The organism is Amycolatopsis sp. NPDC059235 (assembly GCF_042754125.1).
GTDB classification, from domain to species: Bacteria; Actinomycetota; Actinomycetes; order Mycobacteriales; family Pseudonocardiaceae; genus Amycolatopsis; species Amycolatopsis albidoflava.
Genome location: NZ_JBHZAG010000071.1, coordinates 19,967 through 44,646 on the forward strand (window position 1 = coordinate 19,967; position 24,680 = coordinate 44,646).

A 24,680-nucleotide genomic window follows, 5' to 3' on the forward strand; every position below is an offset into this window, starting at 1 on the left:
CTCGCGCATCTCGTCCTTGTCGCCGATGCCCTGCCGACCCGGTGCGTCGAGGCGGTCTCGATGCCCGCGCGGCTTTTCGCCGCCGGTCTCGTGCACCCCGCTCTCATCGCCGACGCCCCGCCCGCCCGCCGGGTCGGGGCTGTCTCCGTGCCCGAGCGGGCTTTCGCTGCCGGTCTCGCGCATCTCGTCCTTGTCGCCGATGCCCTGCCGACCCGGTGCGTCGAGGCGGTCTCGATGCCCGCGCGGCTTTTCGCCGCCGGTCTCGTGCACTCCGCTCTCATCGCCGACGCCCCGCCCACCGGCCGCGTCGGAGCTGTCTCGGGAACCGCGCCCCTCCGCTTCCCCAGATCCGCCGCTGCCCGCCCTCAACTCGCCGCCTTCCCCTCCGCCGTGCGAAGCCGAACCCTCAGCCGTCCGCCGCCGCGGTCCAGCCGCGTCATTCGGTCCCATCCGCGCCGCACCGTCTTCCTCGTCCTGGCGGGACCTCCCCGCCAGGACGAGTGTCCGTTATCCACCTGGCAGCCCGGTGATCGGATCAATTTCCCGACCAAATCCCGCTTCCCTCTAGATCTGCCGCCCACCCATGCGCTATACATCGGATGTATCGCGAAGCGGGTGTCGAGAGAGGGGTTCGTCCGTGCGGTTTGTGCGTCTCGGGGCAGCGGGGGCTGAGCGTCCGTTCGTCCGTGCCGGTGACGGCACCCTCCACGACCTCTCCGGGGTCACGCCGGACATCGACGGCGCGTTCCTCGCCGGCGACGGGCCGGCGAAGGCCGCGCGGGCGCTCGCGGCCGGGGAACTGCCGGTCGTCGACGGGGCCGGGCTGCGGGTCGGCGCGCCGATCGCCGCGCCGGGCAAGATCGTCTGCATCGGCATGAACTACCGCCGGCACGCCGAGGAAACCGGCGCGGCCGTGCCGACCGAGCCGGTGCTGTTCATGAAGGCGCCCGACGTGATGGTCGGACCGTTCGACGAGGTGCTCGTCCCGCGCGGTTCCACGGCTACCGACTGGGAGGTCGAACTCGGCGTCGTCATCGGGAAAACCGCGCGCTACCTGGAAAGCGTGGACGAGGCACTGGCGCACGTCGCCGGATATGTCGTGTCCAACGACGTCTCCGAGCGCGATTTCCAGCTGAACCGCGGCGGCCAGTGGGACAAGGGCAAGAACTGCGAGACCTTCAACCCACTCGGCCCGGAATTGGTGACCGCCGACGAGATTCCCGACCCGCAGGCGCTCGGCCTGCGCACCTGGGTCAACGGCGAGAAGGTGCAGGATTCGTCCACAAAGGACATGGTCTTCGGCGTCGCCGAGATCATCCATTACCTGAGCCAGTTCATGGTGCTGCGCCCCGGCGACCTGATCAACACCGGCACCCCCGAAGGCGTCGCGCTCGGGCAGCCCGAGCCGAAGCCGTACCTGCGCGCGGGCGACGTCGTCGAGTTGGAAATCGACGGCCTCGGCAAGCAGCGCCAGACCTTCGGGCAGGCCTGACATGGCGAAAATCGTGGCCATGGAGGTCCGGGACGTCCGGTTCCCGACGTCGCGCGACCTCGACGGTTCGGACGCGATGAACCCTGATCCCGACTATTCGGCGGCTTACGTCGAATTGCACACCGACGCCGGACCGGACGGCTACGGTCTCGCGTTCACCATCGGACGAGGCAACGACGTGCAGGCCGCCGCGATCCGCGCGCTCGCACCGCATGTGGTCGGCCGCGACGTGCCGGAGGACGCGGAAGCGCTCGGCGCGCTGTCGCGGGCTTTGGTCGGGGACTCGCAATTTCGTTGGCTGGGGCCGGAAAAAGGCGTCGCGCACATGGCGATCGGCGCGATCGTCAACGCCGCCTGGGACCTCGCCGCGCGCCGTGCCGGACTTCCGTTGTGGAAGTTCGCGTCGCGGATGACGCCGGAGGAGCTGGTGTCCCTTGTGGACTTCCGGTATCTCTCGGACGCGCTCACCGAACAAGAAGCGCTCGACATTTTGCGCGCTGCTGAATCCGGGAAAGCCGAACGGATCGCCAAGCTGGAGGCCGACGGCTATCGCGCGTACAGCACGTCGGCGGGCTGGCTCGGCTACTCCGACGCGAAACTGGTGCGGCTGGCCGAGCAGGCCGTCGCCGACGGGTTTGAGATGATCAAACTGAAGGTCGGCGGGAATCTCGAGGACGATGTCCGGCGGATGAAACTCGCTCGCGAGACCGTCGGGGCGGACATCCGGATCGCGGTCGATGCCAACCAGCGCTGGGATGTCGCGACGGCAGTGTCGTGGATGACCGCTCTGGCACCATTCGATCCATATTGGATTGAAGAGCCGACTTCGCCGGACGACGTCCTCGGCCACGCGGCCATCGCGAAGGCGCTCGCGCCGATCAAGGTCGCCACCGGTGAACACGTCCAGAACCGTGTCGTGTTCAAGCAATTGCTGCAGGCCGGCGCGATCGACGTGCTGCAGTTGGACGCCGCGCGCGTCGGCGGAGTGAACGAGAATCTCGCGATCCTGTTGCTGGCAGCGAAATTCGGTGTTCCGGTGTGCCCGCACGCCGGTGGTGTCGGGCTGTGCGAGCTGGTGCGGCATCTGTCCATGTTCGACTTCGTGGCAGTGTCCGGTTCGGACGAAGACCGCAGCATCGAATGGGTCGACCACCTGCACGACCACTTCACCGATCCGGCCGTCGTGCGCGACGGCCGCTACCTCGCCCCGACCTTGCCGGGCTTTTCCGCGCGGATGCACGACGCTACGCTGCGCCGGTTCAGCTTCCCGGACGGTCCTGAATGGACGGAGAACGCGCAGTGAGCGAATTCGACGGCCTGGTCGCCGCGGTCACCGGCGGCGCGTCGGGCATCGGCCTGGCCACGGCGAACCTGCTGGCCCAGCGCGGCGCGCAGGTGGCGGTGCTCGACCTCAAGACCGACGAGGTTCCCGAGCCGCTGACCGGATTCCGCTGCGACGTGACGTCCGACGCCGAGGTCCGTGCCGCTGTCGACGCGGTGGCCGAACGCTTCGGCAGGCTCGACATCCTGATCAACAACGCAGGAATCGGCGCGCAGGGCGACGTCACCGCGAACGACGACGATGAATGGCACCGCGCGTATGACGTGAACGTGGTCGGCATGGTGCGCACGGCCCGGGCTGCCTTGCCGCATTTGAAAAACTCGCCTGCAGCGGCGGTCGTGAACACCTGCTCGATCGCAGCGTGGGCCGGATTGCCCGCGCGAGCGCTCTACTCGGCCACGAAAGGCGCGGTGCTGTCGCTGACCCTCGCGATGGCCACCGACCACCTGCCGGACCGGATCCGCGTCAACTGCGTGTGCCCCGGCACCGCGGACACCCCGTGGGTCGGCAGGCTGCTCGACACCGCCGCGGACCCGTCGGCCGAACGGGAGGCGCTCGCCGCCCGCCAGCCGATGGGGCGGCTGGTGACCGCGGACGAGGTCGCGAACGCGATCGCGTACCTGGCCAGCCCGCTTTCGGCATCGACTACCGGCACCGCGCTCGCGGTGGACGGCGGCATGTACGGCCTGCGCCCGCGCGGACCCGTGCAGAACTGATCTGCTCAGCCAAGAAGGCCTGTCATCAAGGAGGATGCGGTGCGTACGAAGGTGATCCGGCTGGCCGCCGCGGTGGCCGCCTGCGGTTTGGTGCTCGGTGCGTGCGGGTCCACTAAGGACAAACCGGCGGCCGCGGCGGGCGGCGGCGGCACCGGCAAGGTCGGGGCGACGCTGCCCCTGCTGACCTCGCCGTTCTGGCAGGCCTACAACAAATACGTGCCGCAGATGGCGAAAGAGCAAGGGCTCGACGCGCTGCCCACGGTGAACGCCGACAGCGATCCGGCGAAGCTGATCACGGACATCGGCACGCTGCTCAACCAGGGTGTCAAGGGGCTCGTCGTCACGCCGCTCGACTCGGCCGCCGTCGTCGCCGGGCTGAAGCAGGCGGAAAACAAGGGCGTCCCGGTGGTCGCGGTGGACGTCGCGCCGGAGAGCGGCAAGGTCGCGATGGTGGTCCGCGCGGACAACAAGGCGTACGGAACCAAGGCGTGCGACGAAATCGGCAAGCGCGTGAAGAGCGGCAAGGTCGTTCAGGTGATGGGCGACCTGGCGTCGGTCAATGGCCGCGACCGGTCGGCGGCGTTCCGCGAGTGCATGAAGCAGAAGTACCCGGACGTCAAGGTGCTCGAGGTCGCGGCGGAGTGGAAGGCGGACAAGGCTTCGTCCGGTTTGGACAGTCTGCTGACCGCGAACCCGGACATCAAGGGCGTCTACATGCAGGCGGGCGGCGTCTACCTCGCGCCGACCGAGCAGGCGCTCAAGCGCAAGAACCTGTTCTTCCCGGTCGGCGATCCGAAGCACGTGGTGCTGGTAAGCAACGACGGCATCCCGCAGGAACTCACCGCGATCCGCAACGGCGAACTCGACGCGACCGTTTCGCAGCCTGCCGACGCCTACGCCAAGTACGGCATGTACTGGCTCAAGAAGGCGATGGCGGGCGAGACGTTCAAGCCGGGCCCGACCGACCACGACTCCACGATTGTCGAGATCAGCCCCGGCATCCTGGAAGACCAGCTGCCCGCGCCGGTCGTGACCAAGGACAACGTGGACGACAAAGCGTTGTGGGGTAACAACCTGTGAGCGCGCCGGTAGTGCAGGCGGACGGCGTCGGGAAGCGGTACGGGCCAACCGTGGCGCTGCACGACGTCAGCCTCACCGTGCGGCCCGGCGAGTCACACGCACTCGTCGGCCGCAACGGGGCGGGCAAGTCCACCCTGGTGTCCATCCTCACTGGACTGTCCGAAACGGACACCGGCAGTGTTTCCTTCGGCGGTGTCCGTGCTCCTTCGCTGTCCAAACAGGACGATTGGAAGGCGCACGTGGCGTGCGTGTATCAGCACGCGATGGTGGTGCCGCAGCTGACGGTCGCGGAGAATCTTTTCCTGAACCGACAGGCGCAGGGCGGATTCTCGATCGGCTGGAAGAAGCTGCGTCGTCAGGCGCGAGAGCTGCTGGACTCCTGGGACGTCCGGGTCGATGTGGACACTCCGGCGGGCGATCTGTCCGTTGAGGACCGTCAGTTCGTCGAAATCGCTCGTGCGTTGAGTTATGGCGCCCGGTTCATCGTGCTGGACGAACCGACCGCGCAGCTGGACAGCCAGGCCATCGAGCGGCTCTTCGACCGCATGCGGCAAATGCAGGAGAACGGCGTCACGTTCCTGTTCATCTCGCATCACCTGCACGAGGTCTACGAGGTGTGCCAAGCGGTTACCGTCCTGCGCGACGCCCGGCACGTGCTCACCGCGCCCGTCTCAGAGGTCAGCCGCGCGGCGCTGGTCGACGCGATGACGGGGGAGCAGGGCGGCCTCGCCGTGCGCGACGCAGCCACCCGCGACCCGCTGGCGGTGGACGCTGAAGAGGTGCTCACCGTCGATGATCTGTCCGGCGACGGTTTCCATGACGTCTCGCTTCGGGTCCATCGCGGGGAGGTAGTCGGCCTCGCTGGCAGCAACGCGAGCGGCAAACACCAGGTCGCCGAGACCGTGTATGGCCTGCGTGCACCCACTTCAGGAACCATTGCGGTAGACGGAACACGGTTGCCCGCCGGTGATATCCCCGCTGCCCTGCGCGCAGGAATCGGCTGTGTCCCAAGGGATCGGCACCACGAAGGTCTCGTGCTGGAACACTCCATTATGGACAACGCGACCCTGTCCGTGCTCGACCGGATGGGCCGCGGCGGCCTGGCGTCCCCGAAGGTCCGTCGCGAACGCGGAGCACGCGCTCTGAGCGATTACGACATCGTGGCCGCCAGTCCGGACCAGCCAGTTTCGGACCTGTCCGGCGGAAATCAGCAAAAAGTGGTGCTCGCCAGGGCGCTGGAGAGCGACCCACGCGTGGTGGTGCTGATCAATCCCACCGCGGGAGTGGATGTGAAGTCGAAGGAGGCCCTGCTCGCGGTCGTGGACCGGGTGCGGGCCGAGGGGAAGGCGGTGCTGCTCGTGAGCGACGAGCTGGATGATCTGCGCCTGGCCGACCGGGTGCTGGTGCTGCGCGCCGGCGGGGTGGCCGCCGTCCATCAGGCCGGCTGGTCCGACGGGGATCTGGTGGCGGATATCGAAGGAGTCGGGCTCCATGACTGACCTGATGAGCGACCCGCAGACGGCGCCGCCCGCAGTGCGCGCGAAGCGCCGGAAGTCGGCGTGGCTGCGAGAACTGGCGCTGCTGCCCGCGCTCGTGGTGGTGTTCGTGATCGGCGGGCTGATCAGCGACACGTTCTTCACCTTCGACAACATCATCAGCATCCTCTCCGCGGCGGCCGCGCTGTCGCTGGTCGTGCTGGGCGAGTCGCTGGTGCTGCTGACCGGCAAGTTCGACCTGTCGCTGGAATCCACGATGGGCATCGCTCCCGCGATCGGCGCGATGCTGGTCATCCCGGCGGCGTCCTCCGGCTTCGGCACCGAATGGCCCTCCGTGCTCGGCCTGGTGGCGATCCCCGTGGTGGGCGCGTTGATCGGTTTCGTGAACGGCTTCCTGATCGTGAAGCTGAAGCTGAACGCGTTCATCGTGACGCTGGCGATGCTGACTGTCCTGCGCGGAACCCAGATCGGCACGACGAACGGCAAGACGCTTTTCGACCAGTTGGACGCCTTCACCGCCTTGGCGACGACGACGTTCGCCGGACTGCCCATGTCGGTGTGGCTCGCGGCGGTGCTGTTCGTGGTCTTCGGGCTGGGCCTGCGCTACCACCGAGTCGGCCGCTCACTGTACGCAATCGGCGGCAACCGGGAAGCGGCACGGGCCGCGGGCATCCGGGTGGACCGGATCTCGTGGGCGGTATTCGTGGTAGCCGGTGTGCTGGCGGCCATCGGCGGCCTCGCGTACACGGGCTACGTCGGCGCTCTCGGCGCCGACCAGGGCGACGGCCTGATCCTGCAGGTGTTCGCCGCCGCGGTAATCGGCGGCGTCTCCCTGGACGGCGGCCGGGGCACGCTGGTCGGGGCGCTGACCGGGGTGCTGTTGCTGCAGTCGGTGGACAGCCTGCTGCGCATCGCCCAGGTCCCGGCGGAATGGCTGAAGGCGATTTACGGCGGGATCATCCTGATCGCGTTGATCATCAGCCGGTATGCCGGCGGAAAGCCCCAGACCTGATCGGCGGAGGTTCGGTGATCATCCGACCTTCTCGGCTTGTCGGCCTGGCGGGTGGCCTGTTGGGCGGTGTGGTGGCTGGCCGGGTGAGTTCCTTGTGGGGCGGCAACCCAGCGAGTGGCTTGTGGACTGCCCTGGTGGGTGGTCCATTGGCTGGTGCCGTGGGCGGTTCGACGGTTGGCGTGGTGGCTTGCTCGGCGGGAAGGCCTGCGAACGGCTCCCACGCAGACTCGGAGTCCCTGGGCTCTTTCCCGTCCGCCTGCGCGTCCAGCTCCGCCGTCGTTCCCCGTCGCGCTGTCGCTCCTGGCTGCGCCGCCGCTTCCACCGCTGCTGCGCTCTGCCTCTCCGCCGCGTCTTGTGCGGTGAGGGGTCCCTTCACCGCACAAGGGCCGGAGTCCACGAAGGGACCCTTCACCCCGCCGGTCGGCGAACGAGTCTCTACCGCTTCGGTCGGGCGTGCGCGACGGGCCCCGTCGCTCCTGCCGGTTTGGTGCCTGGCGGTCTCCGTGCGGCCGGATGCTCGAAAGTCCCCCTCGCTCCGGCCGGGCGTGGGTGAGGGGTCCATCCGCTTCGCTCGTCATGGGGTGAAGGGTCCCGTCACTCCCGTTCTGCAGGCGCGAAAGTCCCCTTCACTCCAACCGAATGCGAGCGACGGGTCCCTTCACTCCGATCGGCACGGAAGGAAGGGACCCGTCATCACAACAAACCGCATAGAAGCCGCTGCCATCGCCATCCGGCCAGGGACTGCCGTCGCCTCCGTCCGGTCAGAGAACGCCGCGCTCGCCGTCCAGTCAGGGACTGCCGTCGTCTCCGTCCGGGGAGGGAACGCTGCACTGCCTGTCCGGTCAGGAAGCGGCGGGCTCGGCGTCATCGCCGGCCGCGGCGTCCTCGACCAGGGTGCTGCGCAGCCACTGCTCCACTCCGGCCACGTGCACCGTCGCCCACGAGCGGGCCAGTTCTGGTTCGCGGGCGGCGATCGCGTCGTAGATCGCGGCGTGTTGTTCTCGGGTCCGGGCCACCGCGCCTTCCTGGGTGAGGCCGCGCCAGATGCGGGCTCGCGCTGTCGGGCCGGAGAGGCTTTCGAGCAGCGAGCACAGCACCGGGTTGCCCGAGCCGTCCGCGATTTTGCGGTGGAACTGCAGATCGTTGGCCACCAGCGCCTCGACGGTCGGCGAGTCCTCCAGTTCGCCGAGCAGGGCGCCGAGCTCGGCGACGTCCTCGTCGCGCATGTGCAGCGCCGCCATCGCCGTCGCCGCGGGCTCCAGAATCCGCCGCACGGCAAGGAAATCGAGCACGGTGTCGTCGCGGTGGAAATCGACGACGAAGGTCATCGCGTCGAGCAGCAGGTTCGGCTCCAGGCTGGTGACGTACGTGCCGTCGCCCTGGCGCACGTCCAGCACCCGGATCAGGCACAGCGCCTTGACCGCTTCCCGCAGCGAACTGCGGGACAGCCCCAGCCGCTGTGCCAGCTCGGCCTCCTTGGGGAGCCGGTCGCCCGGGGCCAGCTCGCCCGAAATGATCATGTCCTTGATCTTGTCGATCGCGACATCGGTGACGGGCATCGGGACCGCCCTCCCTGCAGAGACCTCGGATGTTTACCCCCTATAGCGTGCCACGACTCCCGTCAGGAGGAACGATGACCCACGGCCCGGCGCCGCAAACGGTCGCATTGCGCACCCGGCTCAAGCCCGGAATGGAGAAAACCTACGAGGAGGTGCACGCGGTGATCCCGCAGGATCTGGACGCCGCGTTGCGCCGCGCCGGGGTGCGCTCGTGGCGGATCTGGCGCGACGGGCTCGACCTGTTCCACTTCGTCGAGGTGGACGATTTCGAGCAGATGCGCGCGAAACTCGCCGACGACCCGGCCGACATCGCATGGCAGAAACGGATCAACGAACTCCTCGACCTCGACCATTCCGACGTCGCGCACAGCCTCGGGCTGGTGTGGCAACTCCCGGCGGAGGGGTGATCGTGGACCTTCCCCCGCTGGGGCTCGGCGGCGCGCAGCTGGGCAACCTCTATCACGCGGTGCCGGACGAAACCGCCGCGGCGAGCGTGCGGCGGGCGTGGGACGAGGGGATTCGCTACTTCGACACTGCGCCGCACTACGGGCTCGGACTGTCCGAACGCCGGCTCGGCGCTGTGCTGGCGGCGTATCCGCGCGCCGAGTACGTCCTGTCCACGAAAGTGGGACGGGTGCTGGAGCCGTGTGCGGTGGCTCCCGGGGAACGCGACGACCAGGGCTTCGACGTCCCCGGGACTTACCGCCGCCGCTGGGATTTCAGTCGCGACGGGGTGTTGCGTTCGCTGGAGTCGAGCCTGGAACGACTGGGTCTCGACCGCATCGATCTGGTGTACGTGCACGATCCGGACGATCATTTCGAGGAAGCGGTTTCTGGCGCGTTCCCGGCATTGCTGGAGTTACGGGAGCAGGGAGTCGTGGGTGCGATCGGGGCCGGGATGAACCAGGCGCCGATGCTGGCGGAATTCGTGCGCCGGTTCGATCTCGACCATGTTCTGATGGCCGGTCGCTACACCCTCCTGAACCAGCCGGCACTGGACGAGTTGTTGCCGCTGTGCGTCGAACGCGGCGTCGGCGTCGTGGCCGGCGGAGTGTTCAACGGCGGAATTCTCGCCACCGAACAACCCGGCACTATTTACGATTACACGGCCGCGCCTGCGGATCTCGTTGAGAAAGCGCAGAAAATCGCGGAAATCTGCGCACAGCACGGTGTTTCGCTGCCGGAGGCCGCGCTCGCGTTGCCGCGCACGCACCCCGCGGTGGTGTCGGTGGTCGTCGGCGCGCACGATGCCGACCAGGTGTCGCTGAACGTTCGCCGCGCAGCGGCGAATATCCCGGCCGTACTGTGGGACGACCTCGCCGACGCTGGCTTGTTGCGGTCGGCCGCCCGCCCCGTCGCGTCCGGAGGAGCCCAGTGATCGATTCGCACCACCACCTGTGGGATCCGGCGCGCCGCGAGTACCCGTGGATGTCCGGCGACGCGCTGGCTCCGATCCGCAAGCCATACACCGTCGACGACCTGCGCGCAGTGACCACGGCGGCCGGCGTCCACGCCACTGTGCTGGTGCAGACCGTTTCGGACGAGGCGGAAACCGAGGAGTTCCTCGCCACGACCGCGGCCGAGCCGCTGGTGGCAGGCGTGGTCGGCTGGGTCGACCTCGCCGCCCCGGACCTGTCCGACCGGCTCGCCCGGCTGCGCGAACTGGGCCCGCTGGTCGGCATCCGGCACCAGGTCGAGGACGAACCGGACCCGGATTGGCTGCTGCGTCCGGAAATCCTGCGCGGCCTGACCGCGGTCGGCACCGCCGGCCTGGTCTACGACCTGCTCGTGACACCGGCGCAGCTCGCCGCCGCCCGGCAGGTCGCCGAACGCTTGCCGGATCTGCGACTGGTCCTCGACCACGCCGCGAAACCGGGCATCGCAGCCGGCGAATGGCAGCCGTGGGCAGACGGCGTCGCATCGCTGGCCGCGCACGAGAACGTGCACTGCAAGCTGTCCGGCTTGGTGACGGAAGCCGACTGGCGCGAATGGCAGGTTGGCCACCTGCGCCGCTACGCAGACCACATTTTCGAGTCGTTCGGCGCGAACCGGGTCATGTTCGGCTCCGACTGGCCCGTGTGCGAACTGGCTGCGGCGTACGAAGTCGTACTGGACGCGGCAGTGTCACTGACCGGAATGCTGAGCGACCCAGAACGGCTGGACGTCTTCGAGCACACGGCGGCACGCGTTTATGAATTGAGCTGAGAGATGCGGCGGGCTAAATCCAGCGTGCCGCGCGAAGCAGAGCCTGTCGACCTATTCAGCGGCCCGCGCCGGTGTTCCAGCCGTTCGAGTGACGAAACCGGCTCAGAAGTCCTGGCCCTGCACCATCTCGCGGAGCTTGGACAGCGCGCGGTGCTGCGTCACGCGGACGTTGCCGGCCGAAATGCCCAGCGTCTCAGCGGTCTCGTTCGCGCTCAGGCCGACGACGATGCGCAGCGCCAGGATCTCCTGCTGCAGCGGGGCGAGGCGGGTGAGCAGCTCCTGCAGACGGCTGCCGAGGTCGAGGCGCAGCGCGTGCGATTCCGGCTCGTTGCCGCCGGCGAGCGGGTGTTCGGGCAGTTCGGGAACCGGCTCGGAACGGTCGCGCGCGACGGCCCGGTAGGCGTCCGCGACCTTGTTGGCCGCGATCGCGTGCACGAGGTAAAGGAACGAGCCGCCGCGGTCCTGATAATCGGGAAGGGCCTTGAGAACGGCCATGCAGACGTCCTGCGCGACGTCGTCGGCGGCGAGGTAAGAGAGGTCGCGGCCGCCCATCCGGGCCCGGCAGTAACGGGCGACGACAGGGCGGAGCACGTGCAGCAAATCGGCGATCGCGGCTTGATCGCCCTGACCCGCGGCGCGTACGAGCGGGTCGAGGTCTTCCTTGGTCAGGCGTCCACCGGACCGGGGCAGCGTCGCAGGGCTCACGTAGCCCGCGACGCCGGACACCGCAGTACGGGACGTCTTCGACGGTGCTGTCATGGTCGTCTCCCCGGCAACCCTGCGACCGTCGCTGTCTTGGGGTCAACACTCTGTGATGTTGCGGTCGCAAGTACTCCAATCGAACGGGGGGAGCACTGCGATCGTTGCGACGCTCCGTAACCTTAAGCGGCCGGAGGCCGACCGTCCACATTTCAACTACGAATACCCCGTTAGCAGCAGTGGTCTTGACACAAACGAGACCCGCCGACGCACAGTACGAATCCGGCCTCGCAGCATGTGCGGATGTCCGATTTGATGCGTCACGAAGAGTGATAGCCGGGTAGCGCAACAGAGAGTGGTCGCACTGCGGGTAGAACGGGTTCCACTACCGTTGGTGATCTTGTGGCGCGTCCGTTCGCCGTGTCCTGGCGAAAACCCACCAACGCAGAACCGCGAACCGGACGACCCCGCCGACGAAACTGGCCGCGAGAAGCGCGGCCGTTTGCTGCCCGGCGGAGGGCTGCGCGACGACGGCGTCGAGGGCCGCGAGAACGGCCGATCCGTAGCCGGCGTAGAAGGCGAAAGTGACGAGATCCTGAAGGTGCCGCTTGTCCGCGCGGCTGCTCCGTTTGGCGAACGTGACGCGTCGGTGGAACTCGGTGTTGCCGACTGTCGTGATCGCGAGCGCGGCGAGATTCGCCCATTGCGCGCCGATTTCCGGGCGGAAGGCGAGGAAGAGAACGGCCTGCAGCCCGGTGGTGACGACACCGGCGGCCAGGTACCAAGCAGCATGGCCACCGATCTCACGGCGACGGGCGGTGCGGTCGGCGGAGCGGTTTGGCCGATTATCGGCGACGGCCGGAGATGCGGAATGCGCGGTGGAGACGGCGACCGAATTCGGGTGCGGTCGGTCCGCGTTAGCTTCGGTTGCTAGATCCGTTGTGGGCTGTGGTGGACGGCCAGCTTTAGCGGAGATGTCGCTAGCGGGCTCTGCCGGACGCTGGTCGGCGTCGCCAGTTGTCGCCTGGTGGTGAGTGCCGTTCGGATTAGCCGCTGGGTGGCGACTGGCGGGTTGCCCGGCGGCGACCGGGTGTCGTGGTTCGTCGGTAGCGTTTGTCGCTTCGCGGAGAGCGTTGGCCGTTGAATGGCGACGGGCGTTTTCCCCGCGGCGGTCGGCGTCAGCGTCCGGTGCGGCGCGGTGATCGTCGAGTGCGGCTGGGTAGAGCTGCTCGGCGGCTTCATCGAGGATCGAGGAGCGGCCCGAAGGCTCGTCGAGCGCGCGGTATTCCGGCATGGCGTCGATCGCGACGTCGCCGAGCGGGGCGTTGCCAGCGGCGTCCGGGCCGGGTTTGCGCCGGGGGCGGAGTCCGATCCGGCCGCGCGGCATCCACCTGGTGGTGGTCATAGTTCTGACGCTAGCTCCGCTCAGCCCGCTGACGCCCTGGCAGACCGCAGGAACCACTGTGATTCCGGCGACAGCCGTTTGGCCCGTTTCACCGGAAGGCGCCTCGGGTAGCTCACCACGAACAATCCGGACTTCCGGGAGGTGCCCGTGAGCGGTTCCGGTGACGACGCTCTCCGCGAGAGTGAAGCACCCAGTGCGGACAGTTCCCGCGTCGACCCGTTCCGTGCGCCCGCGCCCAGAGCGGCGATGCGTGCCGAAAGAGGTTCTGGCGAGGTCCGGGAAAGTCAGCGTGCGGGGGAGCCGCCAGAGGTTCGGCCGCCGGTGTCCGGCGGGCCGGGCGAGGAATCGGCCAACACCGGCGAGCCGGGCAGAGCGGGCGAAGCCGGGTCGAGGCCGTTCGACTCGGCCGGGACTGGCTGGCCCGCGGATCCCAGGCCGGGCGAGCGGGTCGACCACGGGGGCTGCACGGTCGCTGACGCGATCCGGTCGGCTATGGCCCGAAGATCCTGATCTCAAACGTATTTGTGACAGGTTCCACCGTCGCGGCAGCGGTCTCGCGCTCACACTGCGCGACCGTCGTGCCGCCTTTAGCGTGAAAAACCACCCTGCAACCGACCGTGCGCATCCGACTGCGACGAAGGGAAGGCCGAAAGATGCTGACCGTTACCGAAGCCGCCGCCGAGGCGATCACCGCGCTGACCGCTGAACAAGGCACTGGCTCCGAAGAAAGCGGCCTGCGCTTCGCGCTGCAGAGCATGGAAGGCGACGGCGCCCAACTGGCGCTGTCGGTCGCCCCGGCCCCGGAGGACGGCGACCGTATCGTCGGTGCCGACGGCGGGGCGAAGGTCTTCCTCGAGCCGCAGGCAGCCGCGTTGCTCGACGACAAGGTCCTCGACGTTCAGCAGGACGACACCGGCGACGTCGCCTTCGCCGTCCTGCCCCAGCAGCAGTCCGCCTGACGGCTGCACAAGCGCCCGGCCACGGGGTTTCGCGCGGCGGTGTCCGCCGGCTGATCCCGTGTGCCGTTCGCCGGTACTGCCGGAGGTCTCGCGACGTCCGGACCCGGCGAGTTGATCCATGGCCGATCCCTGGGTGGCACCGCCGTCCAAGACATGGGTTGTCCAAGACGGCTTCGTTGTTGAGCAGAAGCGCTCCTGCGGGTGATCGCGGGAGCGCTTCTGCTACTTAGTGCGCAGCCAGTCCCGCACCAGCACCGCCGCCCGTTCGCGCAGCAGCTCCGCGGCGTGGGAGCGGGCGTAGTCCAGTGACGGCGCGTGGTCGATCAGCGCGCCGCTGCCCACGACGCCCAAGCCGGCCAGCGCGTCCGCGTCCAGCTGGATCCGTCCGGCGAGCACCAGCAGCGGGATGCCCGTCCGCCCGGCGCGAGCCGCGATGCCCGCCGGAGCCTTGCCGGACAGTGATTGTTCGTCCAGCGAGCCCTCGCCGGTGATCACCAGGTCGGCGCCGGTCAGTGCGGCATCAACGCCGGTCAACGCGGCGATCAGGTCGAAGCCGGACTCGACCGTCGCACCGAACCCGGCGATCGCTCCCGCCGCGACGCCTCCGCCGGCCCCGGCTCCGGGGAGATCGGACACGTCGGGCGTGCCAGCGTGCGCAAGCGCCTTCGCCCAGTGCGACAGGGCTTCGTCGAGCACTTGGACGTCCTCCGGCGAGGCACCCTTTTGCGGGCCGAATACGGCCGCCGCACCGTTTGCGCCGAGCAGCGGATTCGTCACATCTGTCGCGACCGCGACCGGCACTGCGCCCAGCCGTTCCCGCACCGGATGCAGGTCGACGCGCGCGATCTGAGTCAGCGACCCGCCGCCGAGTCCGACGGGCGCGCCGGACGCGTCGACGACCTCGGCTCCCAGCGCGGCCAGCATCCCGGCACCGCCGTCGGTGCTCGCGGTGCCGCCGACAGTCAGCACGAGCCGCCGCGCTCCACGGGCCAGGGCGTCGTTCAGCAACTCGCCGACGCCCCACGTGTGCGCGGCGAGCGCGACTTCCCGGCTCGGCGTCACGAACTCGATGCCGCACGCGCGCGCCGATTCGATGTAGGCCGTGCCGTCGAGCAGCACGTACCGCGCCTCGACTGGTTCGTCGAGCGGGCCTCGCACCGGTAGCCGCACCATCGAGCCGCCCGCGTTCTCGAGCACCTCCAGCGTTCCTTCGCCGCCGTCGGCGACCGGGCACGCGGAGATCTCGGCGTCCGGCAACGCGTCGCGCACGCCGTGCGCGATCGCTTCCGTCACCTCGACCGCGGTCAGGCTTCCTTTGAACTTGTCCGGTGCGATCACGACCCGGGTCATCGGCCCACCTCCGTCAGCGGCTCGGCGCCGGCGAGCACCGAGACGACGTTGCGCGCGGCCAGCACCGCCATCGCCGTGCGCGTTTCCACCGTCGCCGATCCGAGGTGCGGCGTCAGCACCACGTCGTCGCGCTCCAGCAGCCGTGGCTCGACGTCCGGCTCCTTCTCGAACACGTCCAGCGCCGCGCCCGCGATCTCGCCGGCTTCGAGCGCGTCGGCCAGCGCCGACTCGTCGACCACCGGACCGCGCGTGGTGTTCACGAGGTACGCACTCGGTTTCATCGCCCGCAACGCGTTCGCGTCGACGAGGTGCCGGGTCTCGGGAGTCAGCGGACAGTGCAGCGACACGAAGTCGGAACGCCGCAGCAGTTCGTCGAACGACACGAACTCGCCGTCGAAGTCCGGCTTCGCCGACCGTCCGGAGTAGACGACTCGCATCCCGAACGCCGCCGCCCGCTTCGCCACCGCGCGGCCGATCTGGCCGAGCCCGACGATGCCGAGCGTCTTGCCCTGCAAACCGGACCCGAGCAGGAAACCGAGGTGGAACGACCACGGCTGCCGTGCGCGCAGCAAACGTTCGCCTTCTCCGAGTCGCCGCGAGACGGCCAGCAGCAGTCCGAACGCGAGATCCGCGGTGGCGTCGGTGAGCACGCCCGGCGTGTTGGCGACCACGACCCCGCGGTCCGCCAGTGCACTGACGTCCACGTTGTCGTAGCCCACCGCGACGTTGGCGACGACCTTCAGTTCGGGGCCCGCCGCGTCCGCGACTGAGCCGTCGATCCGGTCGTGCAGCATCGACACCACCGCGGCCGATCCGGCGACGAACTTCCGCAGTTCCTCGGGCGTGAGCGGCCGGTCCTCCGGCGAGATTTCGACTTCGCCTGCCTCGCCGAGCACCTGCACGGCCTCGTCCGGGATCCAGCGGGTGACAGCGATCTTCGGCATGCCGAGCAGCCTAATGCCGACCGCGGCGCCCAGGCGAGGTTCGCGGCGCGCTCACCGCCGGACACCCGCCTGAGCTGCGACGGAGCGTCCAACCGCGACAGAACGCCGCCGAGGCGGACAGTGCCCGAATTCCGCATTGCGGTACCACGCAACGAAATCCCGGTCTGCCGCCGACTGCGCCGCTCTGCGTCGCCGCGAAACCCGTTCGCCGACTCCTAGCGCACCGTGTTGTCTTATCGCATCACCTCTTTCCTTTCGAAGCCCGCAAACCTTGCGTTGTCTTGTGCCGTCTGACCGGACGCCCGCTTCACCCTTTGGCACTCCCGCGGGCGGCCGGACCGTGCTATGTTCATATGTAGAACTTCTGTGCGCTATGCGAACACGCTAGCACGGAACGGCGGAAGCAGGAAGATCCAGACGGAAGGGCTCGTGATGGCAAGGGTGCTGTCGCTCGGCGAGGCGATCGCCGAGCTGGTGCACGACGGAGACACCGTCGCTCTCGAGGGCTTCACGCACCTCATCCCCGTGGCGGCCGGGCACGAGATCATCCGTCAGGGCAGGCGGAATCTCACGCTCGTGCGGATGACGCCGGACATCGTCTACGACCAGCTCATCGGCGCGGGCTGCGCGAGCAAGCTGATCTTCTCGTGGGGCGGCAACCCCGGGGTCGGCTCGCTGCACCGGTTCCGCGACGCGGTGCAGCACTCGTGGCCGGCGCCGCTGGAGATCGAGGAACACAGCCACGCGGGCATGGCGAACCGTTATGTCGCAGGCGCTTCCGGGCTGCCGTTCGCCGTGCTGCGCGGCTACACCGGCACCGATCTGCCCGCGCAGACGGACACGATCAAGCCGATCACCTGCCCGTTCACCGGCGAACAGCTCACCGCGGTGCCCGCGCTGAACCCGGACGTCACGATCGTGCACGCGCAACGAGCCGACCGGGCGGGCAACGTCCAGCTGTGGGGCATCGCGGGCGTGCAGAAGGAAGCGGTGCTGGCGGCGAAGCGGTCGCTGGTCACCGTCGAAGAGGTCGTCGACGAGCTGGAGCCCCGTCCGGGCGCGCTCGTTCTTCCGTCCTGGGCGGTCACCGCGGTGGCGGAGGTGCCGCGCGGCGCGGCGCCCTCGTACGCGGCTGGGTACTACGAGCGGGACAACGCGGCGTACCAGGCGTGGGACGAGATCGGCCGGGACCGCGAGGAATTCGCCAAGTGGCTGAACGACGTGACCGGGGTGAAGGCATGAGCGAGTACACCGCTGACGAGATGATGAGCATCGCCGCGGCGCGCGCGCTCGGCGAAGGCATGTCGTGCTTCGTCGGGATCGGATTGCCGAGCACGGCGGCCAACCTGGCCCGCCGCACGCACGCCCCGAACCTCACGCTGATCTACGAATCCGGTTGTCTCGGCGCGAAACCCAGCAGGCTGCCGCTGTCGATCGGCGACGGCGAGCTGGCTGATACGGCCGACGCCGTCGTCAGCGTGCCCGAGGTGTTCAACTATTGGCTGCAGCCCGGCCGGATCGACGTAGGGTTCCTCGGCGCGGCGCAGCTGGACAAGTTCGGCAACATCAACACCACGGTCATCGGATCCGACTACCGCGATCCGAAGGTGCGCCTGCCCGGCGCGGGCGGGGCGCCGGAGATCGCCGCGTCCTGCAAGGAAGTGTTCGTCGTGCTGCGGCAGAGCAAGCGCACCTTCGTGGACAAGGTCGACTTCGTGACGTCGTTCGGCCACGGCACCGGGCGCGGTGACCGGGAACGGCTCGGCCTGCGCGGAGCCGGGCCGACGCTCGTGGTCACCGACCTCGGTTTGATGCGGCCCGATCCGGAAACCGCGGAGCTCACGCTCACCGAACTGCACCCCGGGATCGAACTGGAACAGGTCGTGGAAGCGACCGGGTGGACACTGAAGGCGGCCGCGGACCTCAAGACCACTCCCGCGCCCACTGAACGCGAACTGACCCTGCTCCGTGAACTGAAGAAGGCCGGCGAATGAGCGACGCTTACGTACTCGACGCGATCCGCACTCCCTTCGGGCGCTACGGCGGCGCTCTCTCCGGGGTGCGCCCTGACGACCTGGCCGCGAGCGTCCTGCGCGCGCTGGCCGAGCGCAACGGGCTCGACCCGTCCACTGTGGACGAAGTGGTGCTCGGCGACGCCAACGGCGCGGGCGAGGACAACCGGAACGTGGCGCGGATGGCTGCGCTCCTCGCGGGCTGGCCGACGTCGGTTCCCGGTGCGACGGTGAACCGGCTGTGCGGATCCGGCGTCGAGGCGACCATGCAGGCGAGCCGAGCGATCCAGGTCGGCGACGCTTCGCTCGTGGTCGCCGGCGGCGTCGAGTCGATGAGCCGTTCGCCGCTGGTGATGCCGAAGCCGGACAAGGCTTTCCCGGCCGGCAACCAGACGCTGTACAACACGGCGCTCGGCTGGCGGATGGTCAACCCGGCGATGCCGTCGCAGTGGACCGTTTCCCTTGGCGAGTCCACCGAACTTCTCGCCGAGCGTTACGGCATCAGCCGAGACGAGCAGGACGCGTTCGCCGCGCGCAGTCACGTGAACGCCGCGCGGGCGTGGGACGAGGGCTTCTACGACGACCACGTGGTTCCGGTGGAGGGCGTCGAACTCACCCGGGACGAGGGCATCCGGCCGGACTCCACGCCCGAGAAGCTCGCGAAGCTGAAAACGGTGTTCCGCAAGGAAAACGGCACCGTCACGGCGGGCAACGCGTCGCCGCTGAACGACGGTGCGTCCGCGTTGCTGCTCGGTGACGCGGCGGCGGCCGAGCGGCTTGGCAAGACGCCGCTGGCCCGGATCGCCGGCCGCGGCGCCGCGGGAGTCGACCCGGACGTGTTCGGCATCGGCCCGGTGCGCGCGGCGGAGATCGCGCTCGAACGGGCGGGCATCGGCTGGAGCGACGTCGCCGCGGTGGAACTCAACGAGGCGTTCGCGGCGCAGTCGCTGGCCTGCCTGAAAGAATGGTCGAAGCTCGACCCGGAGATCGTCAACGTCAACGGCGGGGCCATCGCGATCGGGCATCCGCTCGGCGCGTCCGGCGGCCGGATCATCGGCGCGCTGGCGCATCAGCTCCGCCGCACCGGCGGCCGCTGGGGCCTCGCGGCGATCTGCATCGGCGTCGGCCAGGGTCTCGCAGTCGTGCTCGAGAATCGCTGAGAAAGGGGAGGCATCGTGGCCACACCGACCGACCGGCGCCTGCCGCAGTACCGGCCAGATCCGGACGGCACCCACCCGCCGCTCGACTACGCGCCGTACCGTTCCACCGCGCTGCGGCATCCGACGCAGCCGCTGGTCCTGCTGCCGCAGATGCTCACCGAGGTCACCGGTCCGCTGCTCGGCCCGGGGCGGCTCGGCGAATCCGACAACGACCTCACCCGCCAGCACGCGGGCGAGCCGCAGGGCCAGCGGATCATCGTCACCGGCAGGCTTCTCGACGGCGACGGGCGGCCGATCCGCGACTCGCTCGTGGAGATCTGGCAGGCCAACGCGGGCGGGCGCTACCGGCACACCGGCGACCGCTGGCCGTCCCCGCTCGACCCGAACTTCGACGGGCTCGGCCGCACGCTGACCGACGGCGACGGGCGCTACGAGTTCACCACCATCAAGCCCGGCGCGTACCCGTGGAAGAACCACGACAACGCGTGGCGTCCCGCGCACATCCACTTCTCGGTGTTCGGCTCGGCGTTCACCCAGCGGCTGGTCACCCAGATGTACTTCCCGGACGACCCGCTGTTCTCGCAGGACCCGATCTTCAACTCCATTCCGGACGAGAAGGCGCGGCAGCGGATGATCTCCCGGTTCGACCTCGACCGCACCGAAGAGGAGTGGGCGCTGGCGTTCCAGTTCGACATCGTGGTGCGCGGGCGCGAACAGTCGGTGTTCGAGGACGAGGAGGAAGACGAGTGAGGCTCGAAGGCACGCCCTCGCAGACCGTCGGGCCGTACCTGTCCATCGGACTGCCCTGGGACGACGGGCCGTTCGTGGTCCCGGAAGGCACCGAAGGCGCGGTGTGGATCCGCGGCGGGGTGTACGACGGCGCGGGCAACCCGGTTCCGGACGCGATGATCGAGACGTGGCAGGCGGATCCGGACGGCGGGTTCGACCACCCCGACGATCCGCGGGGCAAGCCCGGCTCATCCTTCCGCGGGTTCGGCCGGTGTCCCACCGACGTCGACGGCCAATACCGGATTCTCACCCTGCTGCCCGGAATCGTGCCGGACGCGTCCGGGGCTTCGCAGGCGCGGCACATCGACGTGTCGGTGTTCGCTCGCGGGCTGCTGAACCGGGTCGTCACGCGCATTTACTTCGAGGACCAGGCCAACACCGGCGACGCCGTGCTGGCGAGCGTTCCCGAGGAACGCCGGGACACGTTGCTGGCCAAGAAAGACGGCGCCGATTACCGGTTCGACGTGCGTTTGCAAGGCGAAGGCGAGACGGTCTTCTTCGCGGTCTGACCGGCCGTGTCCATTGTGGAGGTTCAAGCGTGAGCAGTGTCCGGGTGCACCGGGTCGTCGAAGGCCCGGCGACGGGTCCGGTGGTGGTGTTCTCCAACTCGATCGGCAGCGACCACCGGATGTGGGAGCCGCAGGTCGCGCCGCTGACCGAACGCGGATTCCGCGTGGTCCGGTACGACACGCGCGGGCACGGGTCGTCGCCGGTGCCGCCGGGGCCCTACGACCTGGCTGATTTGGGCGGCGACGTGCTGGGCCTGCTCGACGACCTCGGCGTCGAGCGCGCGCACTTCGTCGGCCTGTCGCTCGGCGGGATGACCGGGATGTGGCTCGGCGCACACGCCGCGGAGCGGTTCGCGAGCCTCACGCTCTGCTGCACGTCAGCGCTGCTCGGGCCGCCCGAGATGTGGGCCGACCGCGCGCGCCTCGTGCGGGCCGAGGGCACCGGGGCGGTCGCGGAAGCCAGCGTCGGGCGCTGGGTCACGCCGGGGTACGCGCAGGCGCATCCGGACCAGGTCGTGTACCTGCGCGAGATGGTCGAGGCTCAACCCGACGAGGGGTACGCCGGATGTTGCGAGGTGATCGAGCGGATGGACCTCACCGGAGACCTGCCGAAGATCTCCGTCCCGACGCTGGTGATCGCCGGCGCCGACGACCCATCGACGCCGGCCGAGCCGCACGGGCGGGTCATCGCGGACGGAATCCCCGGTGCCCGGCTCGAGGTCGTCGCCTCCGCCGCGCATCTGGGCAGCTACGAACAGCCGGACGAATTCACCCGGCTGATCCTCGAGCGGATCACGGAGGAACAGTGACCGAAGACCGCTACGAGGAGGGCATGCGGGTGCGCCGCGAGGTGCTCGGCGACGAGCATGTCGACCGGGCGGTCGCGCGGACCACCGAGTTCAGCAAGCCGTTCCAGGAGTACATCACCGAAGCGGCGTGGGGTTCGGTCTGGACGCGCGACGGCCTCGACCGGCGGACGCGCAGCTGCATCACGCTGGCCGCGCTCGCCGCGCTGCACTGCCACGACGAGCTGGCGATGCACGTCCGCGCGGCGGTGCGGAACGGGCTCACCGCGGACGAGATCCGCGAAGTCCTGCTGCACACCGGCGTCTACGCGGGGGTGCCTGCGGCGAACACGGCGATCGGGATCGCCCAGCGCGTCCTCGCCGAGCTGGGAGAACCCACCGCCCAGCCACCGGCCGGATAAGGTTCGCCGCATGGAATCCGACGACCAGGCGGAACGCGGCGCGCACCACGTGCAGTCGCTGGAACGCGGGCTGGCGGTGATCAAGGCGTTCAGCGCCGAGGCACCGCACCCGACGCTCAGCGACGTCGCGCGCGTCACCGGGCTGACCCGCGCGGCTGCTCGCCGGTTTCTGCTGACGCTCGTAGACCTCGGCTACGTCCGCACCGACGGCAAGTACTTCTCGCTTACCGCGCGCGTGCTGGAACTCGGCTACGCCTATCTGTCCAGCCTCAGCCTGGCCGAGATCTCGCAACCGCACCTGGAGCGGCTGTCGGCGCAGGTGCACGAGTCGAGTTCCGTGTCGGTGCTGGAGATCGCCGACATCGTGTACGTCGCGCGCGTCGCGGTGTCGCGGATCATGACGGTGAGCATCAGCGTCGGCACGCGGTTCCCCGCACACGCCACGTCGATGGGGCACGTGCTGCTCGCCGACATGGACCGGACCGAACTCAACGCCTACTTCGTCGTCGCCGACCTCGACCGGTTGACCCCGCACACGCTCACGCACCGCACCGCGCTCGAGGCCGAGCTGGCCAAAGTCCGGGAGCAGGGCTGGGCGATGGTCGACCAGGAACTCGAAGAAGGCCTGCGCTCGGTCGCCGCGCCGATCCGCAACCGGAAGGGACGCGCGGTCGCCGCGGTGAACATCTCGACGCACGCGAGCCGGACGCCGGTGGACGTCGTCCGGACTCAGTTCGTTCCGCCGTTGATCGAGACCGCGACTGCCATTTCGGCAGATCTCGCCACGGTCGCGCCCGGGCGAGCGGTTCGGGGCTGAGGAGCGGGGATGCCGGAACCGGTTGCCGGACTGCTGCTCGCCGCCGGGGCGGGGCGGCGGTTCGGCGGGCCCAAAGCGCTGGTCGAGTACGACGGGGAACCGCTGGTTCAGCGGGCGGTCCGGAACCTGGCCGAGGCTGGGTGCGCTTCGGTTCGAGTCGTGGTCGGCGCGTCGGCTGAGGAAGTTCGGGAGCTGCTGCCGTCGGACGTCGCTCCGGTGCTTGCCGCGCGGTGGCAGGACGGGATGGGGGAGTCGCTGAAGGCCGGGCTCGAATCGCTGACGGAGGAGCCGGCGGTGGCGGTGCTCGTGCACCTGGTGGATCTGCCGTGGGTGCCGGCGGCGGCGCTCGCGCGGATCGTCGGGGAGGCTTCCGAGGACGCGGTCGTGCGGGCTGCTTACCAGGGGATTCCTGGGCATCCGGTGTTGTTCGGGCGGCGTTGGTGGGGTCAGATCGCGGGTTCGGCGCATGGTGACCATGGAGCGCGGGATTGGTTGCGCGGCCGGTCTGACGTGCGGCTTGTCGAGTGCGGTGATCTCGGCAGCGGCAGCGATGTCGATCGGCCTGGGGACCTGGCTGGGCCTGGGGCGGAGCGGCGATGAAGGTGCATGGCTGAGTTCGCGGGCGACGTTCGGCTGGGGTTCTTTGGGTTGGCGGTTTGTCTCGCCGGGACGGTGTCGACGCAGGGTTCGGCGACGACGGGCTTGGGTCGGCCTGGGCGTGGCGCTGGATCTGGGGCGAACCGGCTGACAGCTTGCGGCTGAGCAGTGCCTCTTCGAACCCCGGGCGGCGGCGAACGGCGAACCTGGCGGTCGCAGATCTACGATCGGGGATGTGACAGAGTCCCTCGCCTCGCCCGACGCGCTCGCGGCTGCCCTCGACACCACCGGTTACCTCGCCGACGAGGGGCTGGCCACCGCGGGATTCCTCGCGACGCAGATGCAGCGTCCGCTGTTCTGCGAGGGCGAGCCGGGCACCGGGAAGACGTCGCTGGCGCTCGCGTTGGCCGAGGCGTTGCAGTGGCCGTTGGTGCGGCTTCAGTGTCACGAGGGCATCGACGCCGCGCAGGCGCTCTACGAATGGGACTTCCCGCGTCAGCTGCTGCACCTGCGCGCCCTCGAAGCGGCCGACGGCGGACGGCTCGACGCGGAAACTGCCGAGCGTTCGCTGTACACGGAGCGGTTCTTGCTCGCGCGGCCGTTGCTGCAGGCGCTCACCACGACGCCGTGTGTGCTGCTTGTGGACGAGATCGACCGTGCTGACGATGAGTTCGAGGCGTTTCTCCTGCAGTTGCTGGACGAATACACCGTCACGATTCCGGAGTACGGCGAGGTGCGCGCGGAGCAGCCGCCGCTGGTTGTGCTGACGTCCAACCGGACTCGCGAGGTGCACGACGCGCTCAAGCGCCGGTGCCTTTACCACTGGCTCGAGCATCCCGATCTTGCTAGGGAGATCAGCATCCTGCGCCGCCGGTTGCCGGGGATCGGCGAGACGCTCGCCAGGCAGATCGCCGACGCGGTGCACCGGCTGCGGGCGATGGACCTTCTCAAACCGCCGGGCGTCGCCGAATCCCTTGACTGGGCGCGGGCTTTGCTCGCACTCCAGCGAGACGAACTGGACGCCGCGACGGCCGCGCGCACCCTCGGTGCGGTGCTGAAGTACAGCGAGGATCTCGACCGGGTGCGGGCGAAGCTGGACACGCTGTTCTCTTGAGGTTTAGTCCACTGTGGACGATCAGATAATTCCGTTGCGGCGGGGTGCGGGATCGGGCATGCTTGAAGCATCACTCGATGACTTCGCCGACTTCGCTGATTTTTGTGACTGTGACTGTGCTTGTGCCGGAAGGAGGGCTCGTGACCGACTTCGTCCGGACTGCCCTCCCGGCCGTCCGCTGAGTTCCGTTCTTTCCTGAAGGTTCCGCGCGCCCGC

Annotated in this window: 26 protein-coding genes; 20 read left to right on the forward strand and 6 right to left on the reverse strand. The window is 69.1% G+C overall.

Annotated features, from left to right (window positions below; genetic code table 11):
- Nucleotides 1–270: hypothetical protein (locus tag ACFXI3_RS34605; protein WP_378405329.1), on the reverse strand; the 270-nt coding region annotated here is incomplete at its 3' end.
- Between the two features lie 367 nt (nucleotides 271–637).
- Here ACFXI3_RS34605 and ACFXI3_RS34610 point away from each other — a divergent pair.
- From ACFXI3_RS34610 to ACFXI3_RS34635, 6 genes are read left to right on the forward strand one after another with little or no spacing between them, the layout of a single operon-like run.
- Nucleotides 638–1,492 (forward strand): fumarylacetoacetate hydrolase family protein, encoded by an 855-nt coding sequence (locus ACFXI3_RS34610; RefSeq protein WP_378405331.1) that lies wholly within the window; start codon nucleotides 638–640, stop codon nucleotides 1,490–1,492.
- A gap of 1 nt (nucleotide 1,493) precedes the next feature.
- Nucleotides 1,494–2,795, forward strand: a complete 1,302-nt coding sequence (locus ACFXI3_RS34615) for an enolase C-terminal domain-like protein (protein ID WP_378405333.1) — start codon at nucleotides 1,494–1,496, stop codon at nucleotides 2,793–2,795.
- A complete protein-coding gene (locus ACFXI3_RS34620) occupies nucleotides 2,792–3,550 on the forward strand; it encodes an SDR family NAD(P)-dependent oxidoreductase (protein WP_378405335.1) in 759 nt (252 codons plus the stop codon). Before ACFXI3_RS34615 ends, ACFXI3_RS34620 begins: the two co-directional genes overlap by 4 nt.
- A gap of 39 nt (nucleotides 3,551–3,589) precedes the next feature.
- A complete protein-coding gene (locus ACFXI3_RS34625; RefSeq protein WP_377926069.1) occupies nucleotides 3,590–4,630 on the forward strand; it encodes a sugar ABC transporter substrate-binding protein in 1,041 nt (346 codons plus the stop codon).
- On the forward strand, nucleotides 4,627–6,129 hold the full coding sequence (locus ACFXI3_RS34630; RefSeq protein WP_378405338.1) for a sugar ABC transporter ATP-binding protein: 1,503 nt from the start codon (nucleotides 4,627–4,629) through the stop codon (nucleotides 6,127–6,129). The genes ACFXI3_RS34625 and ACFXI3_RS34630 overlap by 4 nt, the downstream gene beginning before the upstream one ends.
- Nucleotides 6,122–7,138: an ABC transporter permease gene (locus tag ACFXI3_RS34635; RefSeq protein ID WP_378405340.1), complete on the forward strand. Its 1,017-nt coding sequence runs from the start codon at nucleotides 6,122–6,124 to the stop codon at nucleotides 7,136–7,138. The genes ACFXI3_RS34630 and ACFXI3_RS34635 overlap by 8 nt, the downstream gene beginning before the upstream one ends.
- Before the next feature lie 842 nt (nucleotides 7,139–7,980).
- Here ACFXI3_RS34635 and ACFXI3_RS34640 read toward each other — a convergent pair.
- The gene (locus ACFXI3_RS34640) at nucleotides 7,981–8,697 is read right to left on the reverse strand and encodes a FadR/GntR family transcriptional regulator (RefSeq protein ID WP_344285917.1); all 717 of its coding nucleotides are present in this window, start codon (nucleotides 8,695–8,697) and stop codon (nucleotides 7,981–7,983) included.
- 74 nt (nucleotides 8,698–8,771) lie between these two features.
- Here ACFXI3_RS34640 and ACFXI3_RS34645 point away from each other — a divergent pair, with 74 nt between their 5' ends.
- Genes ACFXI3_RS34645 through ACFXI3_RS34655 form a run of 3 tightly spaced genes read left to right on the forward strand, consistent with a single transcriptional unit; the run spans nucleotide 8,772 to nucleotide 10,902 of the window.
- Nucleotides 8,772–9,104: an L-rhamnose mutarotase gene (locus ACFXI3_RS34645; protein ID WP_378405342.1), complete on the forward strand. Its 333-nt coding sequence runs from the start codon at nucleotides 8,772–8,774 to the stop codon at nucleotides 9,102–9,104.
- On the forward strand, nucleotides 9,101–10,075 hold the full coding sequence (locus ACFXI3_RS34650; protein ID WP_378405365.1) for an aldo/keto reductase: 975 nt from the start codon (nucleotides 9,101–9,103) through the stop codon (nucleotides 10,073–10,075). The genes ACFXI3_RS34645 and ACFXI3_RS34650 overlap by 4 nt, the downstream gene beginning before the upstream one ends.
- A complete protein-coding gene (locus ACFXI3_RS34655; protein ID WP_378405344.1) occupies nucleotides 10,072–10,902 on the forward strand; it encodes an amidohydrolase family protein in 831 nt (276 codons plus the stop codon). The genes ACFXI3_RS34650 and ACFXI3_RS34655 overlap by 4 nt, the downstream gene beginning before the upstream one ends.
- A 102-nt stretch (nucleotides 10,903–11,004) precedes the next feature.
- On the opposite strand, the gene shbA is transcribed toward ACFXI3_RS34655, so the two are convergent.
- Both shbA and ACFXI3_RS34665 read right to left on the reverse strand, forming a co-directional pair.
- Nucleotides 11,005–11,661, reverse strand: coding sequence for an RNA polymerase sigma factor ShbA (shbA, locus tag ACFXI3_RS34660; RefSeq protein WP_344285921.1), 657 nt, complete (start codon nucleotides 11,659–11,661; stop codon nucleotides 11,005–11,007).
- Between the two features lie 325 nt (nucleotides 11,662–11,986).
- Nucleotides 11,987–12,403: a GtrA family protein gene (locus ACFXI3_RS34665; RefSeq protein ID WP_378405367.1), complete on the reverse strand. Its 417-nt coding sequence runs from the start codon at nucleotides 12,401–12,403 to the stop codon at nucleotides 11,987–11,989.
- 1,256 nt (nucleotides 12,404–13,659) lie between these two features.
- Between ACFXI3_RS34665 and ACFXI3_RS34670 the strand changes: the two genes are divergently transcribed.
- Complete coding sequence (locus ACFXI3_RS34670) at nucleotides 13,660–13,965, forward strand: iron-sulfur cluster biosynthesis protein (RefSeq protein WP_344285923.1); 306 nt, start codon at nucleotides 13,660–13,662, stop codon at nucleotides 13,963–13,965.
- A gap of 222 nt (nucleotides 13,966–14,187) precedes the next feature.
- Here the strand turns inward: ACFXI3_RS34670 and ACFXI3_RS34675 are convergent, their stop codons facing one another.
- A complete protein-coding gene (locus ACFXI3_RS34675; RefSeq protein WP_378405346.1) occupies nucleotides 14,188–15,315 on the reverse strand; it encodes a glycerate kinase in 1,128 nt (375 codons plus the stop codon).
- Nucleotides 15,312–16,259, reverse strand: coding sequence for a D-glycerate dehydrogenase (locus ACFXI3_RS34680; RefSeq protein ID WP_344285925.1), 948 nt, complete (start codon nucleotides 16,257–16,259; stop codon nucleotides 15,312–15,314). Before ACFXI3_RS34680 ends, ACFXI3_RS34675 begins: the two co-directional genes overlap by 4 nt.
- 432 nt (nucleotides 16,260–16,691) lie before the next feature.
- Between ACFXI3_RS34680 and ACFXI3_RS34685 the strand changes: the two genes are divergently transcribed.
- From ACFXI3_RS34685 to ACFXI3_RS34730, 10 genes are all read left to right on the forward strand, one after another.
- Nucleotides 16,692–17,501, forward strand: coding sequence for a CoA transferase subunit A (locus tag ACFXI3_RS34685; protein ID WP_344285926.1), 810 nt, complete (start codon nucleotides 16,692–16,694; stop codon nucleotides 17,499–17,501).
- Nucleotides 17,498–18,253, forward strand: a complete 756-nt coding sequence (locus tag ACFXI3_RS34690) for a CoA-transferase subunit beta (RefSeq protein WP_378405349.1) — start codon at nucleotides 17,498–17,500, stop codon at nucleotides 18,251–18,253. Before ACFXI3_RS34685 ends, ACFXI3_RS34690 begins: the two co-directional genes overlap by 4 nt.
- The gene (locus ACFXI3_RS34695; RefSeq protein ID WP_378405350.1) at nucleotides 18,250–19,431 is read left to right on the forward strand and encodes a thiolase family protein; all 1,182 of its coding nucleotides are present in this window, start codon (nucleotides 18,250–18,252) and stop codon (nucleotides 19,429–19,431) included. Before ACFXI3_RS34690 ends, ACFXI3_RS34695 begins: the two co-directional genes overlap by 4 nt.
- A 15-nt stretch (nucleotides 19,432–19,446) precedes the next feature.
- Nucleotides 19,447–20,181, forward strand: a complete 735-nt coding sequence (gene pcaH, locus ACFXI3_RS34700) for a protocatechuate 3,4-dioxygenase subunit beta (protein WP_378405352.1) — start codon at nucleotides 19,447–19,449, stop codon at nucleotides 20,179–20,181.
- Entirely contained in the window at nucleotides 20,178–20,729 is a 552-nt protein-coding gene (gene pcaG / locus ACFXI3_RS34705) for a protocatechuate 3,4-dioxygenase subunit alpha (RefSeq protein ID WP_378405354.1), read from the forward strand. The genes pcaH and pcaG overlap by 4 nt, the downstream gene beginning before the upstream one ends.
- A gap of 29 nt (nucleotides 20,730–20,758) precedes the next feature.
- Entirely contained in the window at nucleotides 20,759–21,538 is a 780-nt protein-coding gene (pcaD, locus tag ACFXI3_RS34710; RefSeq protein WP_344285931.1) for a 3-oxoadipate enol-lactonase, read from the forward strand.
- Complete coding sequence (pcaC, locus tag ACFXI3_RS34715; protein ID WP_344285932.1) at nucleotides 21,535–21,936, forward strand: 4-carboxymuconolactone decarboxylase; 402 nt, start codon at nucleotides 21,535–21,537, stop codon at nucleotides 21,934–21,936. The genes pcaD and pcaC overlap by 4 nt, the downstream gene beginning before the upstream one ends.
- Nucleotides 21,937–21,946: 10 nt before the next feature.
- A complete protein-coding gene (locus tag ACFXI3_RS34720) occupies nucleotides 21,947–22,753 on the forward strand; it encodes an IclR family transcriptional regulator C-terminal domain-containing protein (RefSeq protein ID WP_344285933.1) in 807 nt (268 codons plus the stop codon).
- 9 nt (nucleotides 22,754–22,762) lie between these two features.
- Nucleotides 22,763–23,353 carry an NTP transferase domain-containing protein gene (locus ACFXI3_RS34725; protein ID WP_378405357.1) on the forward strand — a complete coding sequence of 197 codons (591 nt, stop codon included), beginning with the start codon at nucleotides 22,763–22,765 and terminating at the stop codon, nucleotides 23,351–23,353.
- 232 nt (nucleotides 23,354–23,585) lie between these two features.
- On the forward strand, nucleotides 23,586–24,464 hold the full coding sequence (locus ACFXI3_RS34730) for a MoxR family ATPase (RefSeq protein ID WP_344285935.1): 879 nt from the start codon (nucleotides 23,586–23,588) through the stop codon (nucleotides 24,462–24,464).
- Nucleotides 24,465–24,680 lie beyond the last annotated feature (216 nt).